General features: G+C 62.9%; 11 protein-coding genes. All 11 read left to right on the plus strand.

Annotated features, from left to right (window positions below):
• The first annotated feature begins 2 nt into the window (after positions 1-2).
• From ASO19_RS00130 to ftsA, 11 genes are read left to right on the plus strand one after another with little or no spacing between them, the layout of a single operon-like run.
• Complete coding sequence (locus ASO19_RS00130) at positions 3-1,490, plus strand: UDP-N-acetylmuramoyl-L-alanyl-D-glutamate--2,6-diaminopimelate ligase (RefSeq protein WP_103765146.1); 1,488 nt, start codon at positions 3-5, stop codon at positions 1,488-1,490.
• Positions 1,490-2,905 (plus strand): UDP-N-acetylmuramoyl-tripeptide--D-alanyl-D-alanine ligase, encoded by a 1,416-nt coding sequence (locus ASO19_RS00135; protein WP_103765147.1) that lies wholly within the window; start codon positions 1,490-1,492, stop codon positions 2,903-2,905. Before ASO19_RS00130 ends, ASO19_RS00135 begins: the two co-directional genes overlap by 1 nt.
• A complete protein-coding gene (gene mraY, locus ASO19_RS00140) occupies positions 2,905-3,996 on the plus strand; it encodes a phospho-N-acetylmuramoyl-pentapeptide-transferase (RefSeq protein WP_043559842.1) in 1,092 nt (363 codons plus the stop codon). The genes ASO19_RS00135 and mraY overlap by 1 nt, the downstream gene beginning before the upstream one ends.
• The gene (gene murD, locus ASO19_RS00145) at positions 3,996-5,345 is read left to right on the plus strand and encodes a UDP-N-acetylmuramoyl-L-alanine--D-glutamate ligase (protein ID WP_103765148.1); all 1,350 of its coding nucleotides are present in this window, start codon (positions 3,996-3,998) and stop codon (positions 5,343-5,345) included. The genes mraY and murD overlap by 1 nt, the downstream gene beginning before the upstream one ends.
• Before the next feature lie 6 nt (positions 5,346-5,351).
• Positions 5,352-6,554 carry an FtsW/RodA/SpoVE family cell cycle protein gene (locus ASO19_RS00150; RefSeq protein ID WP_043559839.1) on the plus strand — a complete coding sequence of 401 codons (1,203 nt, stop codon included), beginning with the start codon at positions 5,352-5,354 and terminating at the stop codon, positions 6,552-6,554.
• The gene (murG, locus tag ASO19_RS00155; RefSeq protein ID WP_043559836.1) at positions 6,554-7,663 is read left to right on the plus strand and encodes an undecaprenyldiphospho-muramoylpentapeptide beta-N-acetylglucosaminyltransferase; all 1,110 of its coding nucleotides are present in this window, start codon (positions 6,554-6,556) and stop codon (positions 7,661-7,663) included. Before ASO19_RS00150 ends, murG begins: the two co-directional genes overlap by 1 nt.
• 43 nt (positions 7,664-7,706) lie before the next feature.
• A complete protein-coding gene (gene murC / locus ASO19_RS00160) occupies positions 7,707-9,125 on the plus strand; it encodes a UDP-N-acetylmuramate--L-alanine ligase (protein WP_086441817.1) in 1,419 nt (472 codons plus the stop codon).
• The gene (gene murB, locus ASO19_RS00165) at positions 9,122-10,039 is read left to right on the plus strand and encodes a UDP-N-acetylmuramate dehydrogenase (RefSeq protein ID WP_103765149.1); all 918 of its coding nucleotides are present in this window, start codon (positions 9,122-9,124) and stop codon (positions 10,037-10,039) included. The genes murC and murB overlap by 4 nt, the downstream gene beginning before the upstream one ends.
• Positions 10,040-10,056: 17 nt before the next feature.
• Positions 10,057-11,061, plus strand: a complete 1,005-nt coding sequence (locus tag ASO19_RS00170) for a D-alanine--D-alanine ligase (protein WP_081563253.1) — start codon at positions 10,057-10,059, stop codon at positions 11,059-11,061.
• Entirely contained in the window at positions 11,058-11,945 is an 888-nt protein-coding gene (locus ASO19_RS00175) for a cell division protein FtsQ/DivIB (RefSeq protein ID WP_103765150.1), read from the plus strand. Before ASO19_RS00170 ends, ASO19_RS00175 begins: the two co-directional genes overlap by 4 nt.
• A 5-nt stretch (positions 11,946-11,950) precedes the next feature.
• Positions 11,951-13,282, plus strand: a complete 1,332-nt coding sequence (ftsA, locus tag ASO19_RS00180) for a cell division protein FtsA (protein WP_052349029.1) — start codon at positions 11,951-11,953, stop codon at positions 13,280-13,282.
• The last annotated feature ends 50 nt before the right edge of the window (positions 13,283-13,332 follow it).

A 13,332-nucleotide genomic window follows, 5' to 3' on the forward strand; every position in this document is an offset into this window, starting at 1 on the left:
TCATGAAACTGTCCTCCCTGCTCCGCCATCATGGTCTTGCCAGAGACCTCACCAGAGACCCGGACATTTCCAGCATCACCGCCGATAGCCGGGAAGCTCGCCCCGGCTGCCTCTTCGTGGCGCTGAAGGGCACGAAACAGGACGGACGGACCTTCATTCCTCTGGCCATCGCAGAAGGGGCAGCCGCAATCGTCCTCGCCGCTTCCCCAGGCCAGCATCATCTGCCAGAGCAGACGGAAAACGGCCACACGGCCCTCATCATCACCCTGCCCGACCCGGCCCGTTTCCTGGCCCGGTCTGCTGCACTGCTAGCAGGGGCCCAGCCTGACCATATTGCCGCCATCACGGGAACAAACGGCAAAAGCAGCACGGCAGATTTCTTCCGCCAACTCTGCCAGCTGCGTCACCAGAAGGCTGCAAGCCTCGGTACTCTGGGGCTCATCAGTGACGTGGCATTGCCATCACTCCCCCCCCTGACCACACCGGATGCCGTCACCCTTGCCAACACTCTGGCAGCCCTGCAGGTGCATGGCATCACCCATGTAGCGCTGGAGGCCTCATCCCATGGCCTCCAGCAGCACCGGCTGGACGGCGTTGCCATCACGGCCGCCGCTTTTTCCAACCTGACCCGAGACCATCTGGACTATCACCACACGCTGGAAGCCTACCGGCAGGCCAAGCTGCATCTCTTTGAAACGCTGCTGCCCGAAGGGGGCCGGGCCGTCATCAACAGCGACATGGATGCCGAAAGCAGAGAGGCCCTCCGTGACATTGCCACCCGCCGGAAACTGGACCTCCGCACGATTGGCACAACAGGCGAGACCATCCGAATTCTTGAGGCCACACCCACCCCGCAGGGCATGGACCTGACACTCCAGCTGCATGGCCGTACCCTGCCCGCACTCCACTTTCCACTCCCGGGACGTTTTCAGGCAGAAAATGCCCTGCTGGCTGCCGCCCTCTGCTGGGAACGGGATGAAGAAGCTGAATCCATCATTGCCCTCCTGCCGCACCTGAAGGGCGTGCCCGGCCGTTGTGAGCCGGTCGCCCACCTGCCAAATGGAGCCTGCGCCTACGTGGATTATGCTCACACGCCGGATGCGCTGGAGCACGTCCTGCTCAGCCTGCGTCCCCACACCAGCGGGCGGCTGGTCGTGGTCTTCGGTGCGGGCGGGGACCGTGACAGGGGCAAGCGCCCTCTCATGGGACAGATCGCCGCCCATCTGGCCGATGAAGTCATCATCACGGATGACAACCCCCGCAGCGAGGACCCGGCCGCCATCCGGGCCGAAATTCTCGCCACAGCCCCGCAGGCACAAGAAATTGGCGACCGTCGGCAGGCCATCCGTACCGCTCTGGAAGGTCTGAAGAAAGGCGATGTCCTGCTCATCGCCGGGAAAGGGCATGAAACAGGCCAGATCATCAAGGGGGAAATACATCCGTTCGATGACCGTACCATCACGGCCGCACTCGCCAGGGAGCTTGCCTGATGCCCGATACAACCATCCTCTGGACCCGCAAGGACCTTCAGGCCGCCACGGGAGGACAGCTTGCCGGTGACGTGAAGGTCCACGGCGTCTGCATCGATACCCGCATCCTGAAACACGGTGACCTCTTCATCGCCCTGATCGGCCATAATTCAGACGGACACCGCTATCTGAGGCAGGCCCTGGAGGCTGGAGCCAGCTGCGTGATGGCCCATGATGAGGCCGCCATCAGCACGGCCGGTCTGACGGATGATCCCCGCCTGTTGAAGGTCGATGACACCATGCAAGGGCTGGAGGCTCTGGGCCGCTACAGGCGGGCACAGTTCAGCGGCAGGGTCATCGCCGTTACAGGCAGCGTGGGAAAAACAACCACCAAGAACATGCTGGCCACGGCTCTTGCACCTTACGGGCAGGTCCATGCTTCCGTGGCGTCCTTCAACAACCACTGGGGCGTGCCTCTGACACTCGCCCGCCTGCCAGAAGAAGCCGCCTTCTGCATCAGCGAGGTGGGCATGAACCACCCCGGCGAGATCGCCCCGCTCGCCGCCCAGATACGCCCGGATATTGGCCTCATAACCACCATTGGCAGCGCCCATCTGGGGCATATGGGCAGCATCGACGCCATTGCGGACGAAAAGGCGGCCCTTTTTGCCGCCCTTCCGTCATCCGGCACGGCCCTCTGCCCGGAGGCCTCACAGGGGCTTGCCCGCCTGAAGCAGGCCCTGCCGACAGGTGTTTCGCTCTGGCAGGCAGGCGTGACAACCAGCGCCACCATCCGGATAACAGACCTCACCTGCACGGCAGACGGCAGCCAGTTCCATCTGACCACACCACGGGGCGACACCGACGTGAGGCTGGCGGCCCCCGGCCCCCATCTGGCCCGCAATGCCGCATTGGCTCTTGGGGCCATCGCTGCGCTGGGGCTGGACCCGAAAGCCGGAGCCGAGGCCCTGCGCCATTTCCAGCCGGAAGCCGGACGGGGCCAGCAGCGCCTGTTGCCCGGCGGCATCACCCTGCTGGATGAGAGCTACAATGCCTCCGGCCCCAGTATCCGTGCAGCCCTGGACACGCTCGCCCTCATGCCCGCCAGACGCCATCTGGCCGCCCTGGGCGACATCAGGGAGCTGGGCCAGTTTGCCGAAGCCGAACACCGGGCTCTGGCTGAACCATTAATGAAGCATGACATTCTGACATTCTGTTGCGGCCCGCACATGAAATCCCTTTACGAGGCCCTTCCTCCTTCCCTACAGGGAGGATATGCTGAAAATTCAGTCCAGCTTGCCTCCCTGCTGCACCCTGCCCTGCAAAAAGGGGATGTGCTGCTCGTGAAGGGAAGCCTGGGCAGTAACATGCGTGCCCTCATTGCGCTGCTGGAGCAGCCCATGTCCACCACCACACACGCCCCAGAGTCCGCCTGATGCTCTTCAACCTTCTTGCTGCACCTTCTTCCTCCCATGGCGGCCTTCTCAACCTGCTGCATTACATGACCTTCCGGGCCGGATGCGCCTGCCTGACAGCGCTGGTGATCTCCCTGCTGCTCGGCAAGCCCTTCATTGCCCAGCTCAAACGCATCCAGCGGCAAGGGCAGCCCATACGGACCCTCGGGCCGGAACGGCATATACTGGAGAAAGCCGGTACCCCCACCATGGGCGGTGGTCTCATTCTGTTTTCCCTGACCTGCTCCACCCTGCTCTGGGCGGACCTGTTTGACGGGTTTGTCTGGGCTGTTCTCCTCACGACCCTGGGGTTTGGCGCCATAGGCTTTGCGGATGACTATCTCAAACTGGCCAAGGGCAACAGCAAAGGGGTCTCCAAAAAAATACGGCTGGGCGGGGAATTCCTGATCTCATGCCTTGCCGGGATTGCCATGGAAGCCCTGACACCACCGGACCTACGCAATGCCGTGGCCTTTCCTTTCGCCAAGACCTTCGTACTGCATCTGGGCTACATTTTCCCGCTCTTCGCCATGGTGACGATCACGGGTTTCGGCAATGCCGTGAACCTGACGGACGGGCTGGACGGGCTGGCCACGGTGCCCTCCATCATCGCCGCCCTCGTCTTCGCCCTGATCGCCTATCTGGTCGGCAACCATGTCTTTGCCGACTATCTCCAGCTCCATCATGTTCCCGGCACGGGGGAACTGAGCATCTTCTGCGCCGCCCTGATCGGAGCCGGACTGGGTTTTCTCTGGTTCAATGCTCCACCGGCAGAGGTCTTCATGGGGGATACCGGGTCTCTGGCACTGGGCGGTGCCCTGGGGGCCGTGGCCGTGGCTGTGAAGCATGAGCTGGTGCTCTGCCTCGTGGGGGGCCTGTTCGTGGTGGAAACGATCTCCGTCATCATCCAGGTCTTCTGGTTCCGCCGCACGGGGAAGCGCATCTTCCTCATGGCACCGCTGCACCATCATTTTGAGAAGAAAGGCTGGCAGGAGCCGAAAATTGTCGTCCGTTTCTGGATCATTGCCATCATTCTGGGGCTGTGTGGTCTGGCCACACTGAAGCTGCGCTGATGACTGTCCTACCCTTTCCTCCCCCCCAGAAATGGCCTGCAACACTCCTGACCGGGCAGCATCATGCTGTCTGCGGGCTGGGCCGCAACGGTGCTGCCGTCGTGCAGGCCCTGCTGGACATGGGAGCAACCGTACAGGCCTGGGATGACAGCAGGCCGAAGCTCCCAGCTCCCCTGTCCTCACATCACCGCCTGACACTGGCGCCCCTGACTGACCTCACCGGCATGGATGCCCTGATCCTCTCGCCGGGCATCCCGCACCATCTGCCCCGGCCACACCCTGCTGCCCTGCTGGCACGGGAGCAGCATGTGCCGATCCTCTCCGATGCAGAACTGCTCTGGCAGGTGGCTCGCAAGGCAGGATCACGCGCGCGGTTCGTCTCCATCACGGGTACAAATGGCAAATCCACGACCACGGCCCTGCTGACCCACATTCTCACACAGGCCGGCATCCCGGCCTGCTGTGGCGGCAATTTTGGCACGGCCTCTCTCGCCCTGCCCGCTCTGGGGGATGACGGCGTCTATGTCATTGAGATGTCGTCCTATATGCTGGAGCGGCTGAAGGACTATCACGCCTGTGCCGCTGCCCTGCTCAACCTGACACCGGACCATCTGGACCGGCACGGCTCCATGCAGGGCTATCTGGATGCCAAGGCGCATGTCTTTGACAACATGACCGCAGGCGACCTTGCCATTCTGGGCGAAAAGGCCTCCTGGGCGGACGGACTGCACCAGCGGCTTGAGCGGCAGGGCGTGACGGTACGGACACTCTCGATCACCCAGCCTGTTCCAGAAACAGACGCCCCCTTTCTGCCTGGACAGCACAATGCCCAGAACATAGAGACCTGCCGGGCCATCGCCCGCCATCTTGGCCTCTCCGAGGAACAGATTGCCGAGGGCATCAGAAGCTTCACCGGGCTGGACCACCGCCTCCAGCTCGTGGCGCAGGCTGATGGAATCAGCTTCATCAACGACAGCAAGGCCACAAATGCGGAAGCCAGCTACCATGCACTAAAAGCCTTCCCCAAAAGCCTCTGGATTGCCGGAGGCATGGCCAAAGAAGGAGGAATCGAGAGTCTGGCACCACTGTTCGGCCATGTGCGCCGTGCCTTCCTCATCGGGCAGGATGCCCCATTGCTGGCCAGAACCCTGACAGCCCATGATGTTCCTTTCGAGATCAGCGAAACGCTGGAGCAGGCAACACGGGCCGCCTGGGACCATGCCCGGACACACGAGGCCATGCCCATACTCCTGTCCCCGGCCTGTGCCAGTTTTGACCAGTTCCGCAATTTCGAGGAACGGGGAACGGCCTTTGCCACACTGGCCCGCAGCCTCTGCGGGGAGGACTGAAACATCATGGCACTCTCCGACAGGTCAGACAGCTCCCGAAAGGCCCAGTGGTGGCGCAGCCTTGACCATGTCAGCCTGAGCTGCGTCGGAATACTGGTCGCCCTGGGGTACATCCTCATGCTGGCTGCCAGCCCCGCCGTGGCTCACCGCATCGGGGCCTCCCGGAACATGTTCATCCTCAAGCAGGTGGTCTTTCTGGCCCTTGCCAGTGCCGTCGTCGTCGTGACATCCCGGCTGACCCCCCGCACGATCGGGCGGATTGCCGTCATGGGGGGGATCGTGGCACTGGGCGCCACATTCATGACGCTTGTTCACGGCATGGAGATCAAGGGGGCCAGACGCTGGATCGCCCTGCCCCTCATGTCCGTCCAGCCTTCTGAATTCCTGAAACCCTGCTTTGCCGTCGTGACCGGCCTGCTGCTGAGCCTCCGTCATACGCTGAGACTTTCCAATGGCTGGCGGTTCCCGGGGCGACTGGTGGCATGCGGGGTCTATCTCGTCATTGCAGCCCTGCTTCAGGCCCAGCCGGATATCGGGATGCTCTCGGTCATCAGCATGGTCTTCATCACCCAGCTCTTCATCGACGGCCTGCCCATCATCGTATTCGGCATGCTGGTCTCGGCAGCGCTTGGAGCGTTCGGGATAGCCTATATGGTGTTCGAGCACGTCCATTCCCGCGTGCAGCGCTTCCTGCATCCTGATGTGGGGGACCATTACCAGATCGATACCTCCATGCGGGCTTTTGGCAATGGGGGACTGCTGGGCCGGGGACCGGGTGAAGGCCGGGTGAAGGACCTGCTGCCCGATGCCCATGCCGACTTCGTCTTCTCCGTTGCCGGAGAGGAATATGGCTTCGTGATGTGCCTGTTCATCATTGCCGTTTTCACCATGCTGGTTTTCTCCACTCTCAACCGCCTGCTGGAAGAAAAGAAACCCTACATCATTCTCTCTGCCAGCGGCCTGATCACCGGCTTCGGCCTTCAGGCCTTCGTCAACATGGGCTCCTCCCTGCATCTGATCCCCACAAAGGGCATGACACTGCCTTTCATCTCCTACGGGGGCAGCTCGGCCCTTTCCGTTGCCCTAACCATCGGCATGGCCCTGGCACTGACCCGCCACCGTGTAGAGGAAGGCCCCTTTACGCCGCCGCCATCCCCTGCTGAAACAGCCCCACGTCTGACCATGTCATCCCGGAAGGATCACATCTGATGAAACAAGCACCAATTCTCATTGCCGCCGGCGGTACCGGGGGGCACTTCTTCCCGGCTGAGGCACTGGGGGCAGAACTCCAGCGCCGTGGTCACCAGACCATCCTCGTAACGGATGCCCGCAACAGCAGGGCCGGACTGAGCGTATTTGCGGACAGCCCCCGCCATGTCCTCAAAAGCAGTGGCGTGGCTGGTAAAAAGCCCATCGACAAACTCAGGGGGATCGGCCAGCTTCTCTGGAGCTGCCTTGGCGGGCGCCAGATTGTTGCCAGATACCGGCCCGCCGCCGTAGTCGGCTTTGGCGGCTATCCTTCCATTCCTCCCCTTCTCGGCAGTCGCCTGCGTCTGGGTAAACGCCCTGCCCTCATCATCCATGAAGGCAATGCCATCCTCGGGCAGGCCAATGCCCTCCTCGCCCGGTTCAGCGATGCCATTGCCACATCCTACCCCCGGGTGGCCCGTCTGCCCGCAGGCCGGAAGGTCATGCAGACAGGGATGCCAGTCCGCCCTGCCATCGAAGCTCTGGCCGATGAACCCTATGTCAGCCCAAGCCTGTTCAGCGAGGAGCCGATCCATCTGCTTGTCTGGGGTGGATCACTGGGGGCACAGATTTTCAGCTCCATCGTGCCGCAGGCCCTGTGCAACCTGCCCCCTGGGCTGCGGACCCGGCTGCATGTGACCCAGCAGGCCCACGAGGAGATGGTCCCTGCCCTGTCCGGCATCTATGCGCAGGTCGGCATAAAGGCCACGGTCACGCCTTTCATCGAGGATGTGGCAGCTGAACTAAAAAAAGCCCATCTCGTCATCGGGCGGGCCGGTGGGTCATCCATTGCGGAGCTGGCCATGGCAGGCCGCCCTTCCATCCTTGTCCCGCTGCCCATTGCCGCCTCTGATGAGCAGGGTGTCAACGCACAGGCAATGGAACGGGCCGGTGGTGGCTGGATGGTCCGGCAGCGTGACTTCTCCTCATCAGCACTCTGCACGCACCTGACCCACCTCTTCAGCCATCCTGACGAGCTGGCACGGGCTGCGGAAGGCGCCCGCAATCTCCAGCAGCGCCGTGCTGCCGAAAAACTGGCTGATCTGGTTGAAACGACCATCAAAGCCTGATTATCTGCCCTCCCTTCATCCCACCCCCGCCGGAGTTCCCCTGATGCGTGCATTACCTCTCAACCTTGGTCTGATCCACTTCGTTGGCATTGGCGGCATCGGCATGTCCGGCATTGCCGAGGTGCTGCACATGCTCGGCTACAAGGTTCAGGGGTCCGACATTGCCGAGAATGCCAACGTGAAGCGTCTGCGGAAATCAGGCATCCACGTTCATATCGGCCATGATGAGGCCAATCTGGGGGAAGCACGGGTCGTCGTCATCTCCACCGCCGTAAAACGGGACAATCCGGAGGTCATGGCCGCCCGTGCCCGGCTCATCCCCGTCGTCCGGCGGGCGGAGATGCTGGCAGAGCTGATGCGCCTGCGCTGGGCCGTGGCCATCGGGGGGACACACGGCAAGACCACCACGACCAGCCTCGTGGCCTGCGTGCTGGAACAGGCCAAGCTGGACCCGACCGTCATCAATGGTGGCATCATCGAGGCCTACGGCACGAATACCCGCATGGGGTCCGGCGACTGGATGGTCGTGGAAGCGGATGAGAGCGATGGCTCCTTCCTCCGTCTCCCTGCCATCATTGCCGTTGTCACCAACATGGACCCCGAGCATCTGGATCACTGGGGCTCCGATGAGGCGATGGAGGCCGGATACCGGCAGTTCGTCTCCAACATCCCCTTCTACGGCTTCGCCGTCCTTTGCGTGGATCATCCCCGGGTGCAGCAGATGATCCCCCAGCTCTCCGATCACCGCGTCGTCACCTATGGTTTCAGCCCGCAGGCAGATGTCCGGGCGGAAATCACCGGCACGGACAGCCAGGGCGTGACCTTCAACGTCACCATCACGGACAGGACGACCAGCAGCCAGCGTCTGGCCGGACCGTTCCATCTGCCCATGTTCGGACACCACAATGTCCTCAATGCCGTGGCAGCCATCGCCGTGGCGCAGGAAATGGAAATCCCCGATCATGTCATCGCCGATGCGCTTGGCGGCTTCCGGGGCGTGCAGCGTCGCTTCACCCTGACCGGCACATGGAATGACGTGAAGATCATTGATGATTACGGCCATCATCCCGTCGAGATCGCCGCCGTGCTGAAAGCGGCCCGACAGGCCGGTGCCGGGCATGTCATTGCCGTCATCCAGCCGCACCGTTATTCCCGCCTCAGTGCGCTGTTCAATGATTTCTGCACCTGCATGAATGATGCGGACACCGTCATCGTGGCGGACGTCTATGCCGCCGGGGAAAACCCGATCGAGGGCATCGGACGGGATCAACTCGTCGAAGGGCTGCGGGACCGTGGGCACCGCCATGTCCTGTCCCTCGCCTCGCCGGATGATCTGGCCAGCGTCGTCGCCGACGTGGCCGTGCCGGGTGACTATGTCCTCTGTCTGGGGGCGGGGTCCATCACCCACTGGGCACAGGCTCTCCCCGAGCAGCTGGACAGCCTCAGAAAGGACGCACCATGACCACGGCTGCACCTTTCCAGCAGGCACGGGGACGGCTGAAGGGACAGGCCCCGCTGGCCGCCCGCAGCTGGTTCCGCACGGGCGGGGCCGCCGACTGGCTCTTCGTGCCGCAGGATGCCGAAGACCTCGCCACGGCCCTGCGCCAGTGCCCGTCCGACCTGCCCGTGACGGTCCTTGGAGCCTGCTCAAACGTCATCATCCGTGATGGAGGGCTGCCCGGGCTGACCATCCGTCTGGCCGGTGGTTTTGCCAACATTGAAACGGATGGAGACGGGCTGATCGCCGGAGCCGCCGCACTGGACAGCAGCGTGGCAGAAACGGCGGCGCAGGCAGGCATGGCCGGTTTCGCCTTCCTCTCCACCATTCCCGGCTCCATTGGTGGAGCCGTCTGCATGAATGCCGGAGCCTATGGGGGTGACCTCTCCACCCTGCTCGACTGGGTGGAAATCCTCACCCGTGAGGGCACCATCCAGCGTCTGCCCGCCCCGGCACTGGAGATGCGGTACCGTCACAGCTCCCTGCCGGAAGGCAGCATCGTGCTGCGTGCCCGCCTGAAAGCCCACGGTGCGGAAGACCCCGCCACCATCCAGCAGACAATGCAGGAAATGCGGGCCAGCCGTGAGGCCAGCCAGCCCCTGCGGGCCCGGACAGGCGGCTCCACCTTCCGCAACCCCGAAGGACACAGGGCCTGGGAGCTGATCGATGCCGCCGGATGCCGGGGGCTGCGGCACGGTGGCGCACAGATCAGCGAGAAGCACTGCAATTTCATGCTCAATACGGGCGACGCCACCAGCACGGAGCTGGAAGAGCTGGGCGAGATGGTCCGTGCCCGTGTGCTGGACAGCAGCGGCATCACCCTGCACTGGGAGATCAGACGGCTGGGCCGTTCCCTTTCTCCCGCCTCCCCTTCCTGACAAGGAAACATCCGGGCATGACAGACAAGACCATTCTTCCCACACCCACACCTCTTTCCATCGCCGTTCTGATGGGAGGAACCTCCAGCGAGCGCAGCGTCAGCCTGTCCAGCGGCGGGGCCGTCATGGAGGCCCTGAAGCAGGCCGGGCACCATGTCCATGCCATTGATGCCGGGCCGGACATCACCGCCACCATCGAGGCCCTGAAAGCCTGCAAACCGGATGCCGTCTTCAATGCCCTGCACGGTCCTGGCGGGGAAGACGGGGCCATTCAGGGCGTTCTAGAATGGCTGGGCCTGCCCTATACCCATTCCGGGATTCTGGCTTCTGCCATCGCCATGAACAAGGCCAGCACCCGCATGGCCCTTCAGGCCGCCGGTCTCCCCGTTGCAGAAGGCTGCCTCATCACGCCAGACGAACTGAAGGAACGGGCCCCCCTGCCGGCCCCCTACGTTCTGAAGCCCGTGGCGGAAGGCTCATCCGTCGGTGTCCATATTCTCCATGAAGATGATGCCGCAAAACGCCATGCCATTGCCGGGTCATGGACCTTCGGCCCCCAGATTCTGGCCGAGCGTTTCATCCCCGGGCGTGAGCTGACCGTTGCGGTACTGGGCGACGAGGCCCTCGCCGTTACGGAAATCCTCACGCCAGAGAGCGGTGGTTTCTACGATTTTGCGGCCAAATATCAGGCCAATGGCTCCCGCCATGTCATCCCCGCTCCCCTGCCAGCAGACATCACGGACCAGGCCCTCACACTGGCCCGGAGGGCCCATCAGGCACTGGGATGCCGGGGCGCCAGCCGGACCGACTACCGCTATGATGGTGATAAGGGCGAACTCGTCATTCTGGAGGTCAACACCCAGCCGGGCATGACGGCCACATCCCTGCTGCCAGAACAGGCCGCCGCCCGTGGGGTGAGCTATCCCCTGCTCTGCCACTGGCTGGTGATGGATGCCCTGGGGCGGGCGGAGCCCCTCTCCCTCCATCCGGTGCCCCAGCCTGAGCCCGCTGACGGCCCATGATGTCCTTCTTCAGGAAACGCCCCCAGGCCCCCGTGGACCCTTACGGGGACCGCCCCTCCAGCATGTCCCTCTTCTGGCAGCGGCAGAAGGCCATCCTGCGGCGGCTCAGCATTCTGGGGCTCGTCTGTTTCCTGCTGGCTGGAGCTGGCTGGCTGGCCTGGAGCAGCCAGGGGGGACACAGGCTGGCAGACAGCCTGCGCACCCGCCTGTCTGCGCTGGACCCGCTGAAGATCCAGCACATCGTCATCACGGGGCGGCGCCTGACGGATGAGAGCGACATCATGGAGGCGCTGGGGACAGGTCTGAACCACTCACTTTTCAGCTTCTCCGTGGAGGCGGCACGCCAGCGCATTGATGAGCTGCCTTTCATCGAGCATTCCACGGTCGAGCGCCACCTGCCGGACACGATCAACATCACCGTGGAGGAAAAGAATCCCATCGCCATCTGGCAGATGGAAGGCCATTTCGTCCTTATCAACCAGAAAGGAGACACTGTCTCACGTCAGGAACTGACAGCCAAAAACAGTTCGGTCTTCCGCAAGCTTCCCCTTGTTGTCGGCGCAGGTGCCAACCTGGAGGCAAATGCCATCATCACCCTGCTCGACCAGTTTCCCGATATCAACAGCCATACGCTGGCCCTCATCCGCATCGGGCAGCGGCGCTGGAACATCCTCATGCAGAACGGTACGACCCTCATGCTCCCGGAGGGAGCAGAAAGCGCCGCTCTCTCCCGTCTGCATGATTACCAGAACGATTACCAGCTCCTGGACCGCCCCCTGAAAACCATTGACATGCGGCTATCCGACCGTATGGTCATTCACCCTGCCACGCCTCAGGGAGCCGATCAGGAGGCTCCGCCTGCAACGCCGCCATCTGAAAACTGATCCCTATGTCCCGTTCCGTTTCACCGTCCCGGCATTATCCGCCCGCTCCCCAGCAGAAGCGGGCCGTTCTTCCCATTCTCCCGTCAGAAGAACAGCAGGGCTTTGTCTGGACGCCGGGGCTCAAGGCCGTTCTGGACATTGGCTCCACCAAAACCACCTGCCTGATTGGCCAGGGACTGAAAAATGGTGGTCTGCGTGTCCTGAGCTGGGGCTGGCGACGCTCCGAAGGAGTGAATTCCGGGGCCATCGTGGACACCATCCAGCTGGAGCGTGTCATCCGGGCGACAGTGGGCGATGCCGAACGGAAAATCAGCCGCCGCATCAGGGATGTGACCGTCAATCTCGCCTGCGGAACCCCCCGCAGCTATCACGTGGATACCTTTCTGGCCTCCAACGGGCGTGAGGTGACCGAGGACGACATTCTCCACCTCTATGGGCAGGCCCGCCACGAGGCAACCGAGCATGACCGCAGGATCGTCCAGGCCATGCCGCTGGGTTTCAATATCGATGAGACCCTCACTGTCCTCAACCCCTGCGGGCAGCGCTGCGAGAGACTGGTGGGCAAGTTCCACATCGTGGATGCCCAGACGAGTGCCCTCCACACGCTGGATGCTGTCCTGCGCAAGGCCGAGCTGCGGGCCGTGGACCTGCTGTCCAACCCCATTGCCTCCGGCCTTGCTGTGCTGGACCATGATGAGCGTGACCTCGGGGTGACCGTTGTTGACATGGGAGCGGGCACGACAACCCTTGCCGTCTTCGCCCGTGGGCGGGTGCTCTATACACGGCATATCAGGGTTGGCGGCGATCACATCACCCGGGACATTGCTCAATCCCTGTCCATCCAGCTTGAAACAGCAGAACGGCTCAAAACCCTTTACGGGGTCGCCTATGCCTCGGCTGATGACACATCCATTCCCATCGCCCTGCCTGTCTCACATCGCAACATTGTCCGGCAGATCACCCGGGCCGATCTGGTCCGGGCCATCGCCCCCCGTGTCGAGGAAACGCTGGAAATGCTCCGCTACGAGCTGGACGGTGCCGGCCTCGGGCGCCCGGCGGAAGGACGTGTCATCCTGACGGGCGGCGGCGCCCTGCTGAACGGCATTGATGCCGTGGCTGCCGAGATCCTGAACCGGCCTGTGCAGGTCCGGTCTCCAGCCACCATACGGGGATTGCCGGAATCGGATCATCCCTCCATATGGGCGGGATTCTCCACCGCCGCCGGTCTTCTCGCCTGGGCAGCCGGGGCCAGAGACCGCTTCTGCCTTGCGGAACATGAAGCAGCCCCACGAGGCATTGCCTGGCGCTTTGCCAATTTCCTGCGCCGGAAGTCATAAACAGGCACAATACCCGATATTTAGCATTACATATTTCTCTCCAGATGCTA

The organism is Parasaccharibacter apium (assembly GCF_002917995.1).
GTDB classification, from domain to species: Bacteria; Pseudomonadota; Alphaproteobacteria; order Acetobacterales; family Acetobacteraceae; genus Bombella; species Bombella apis.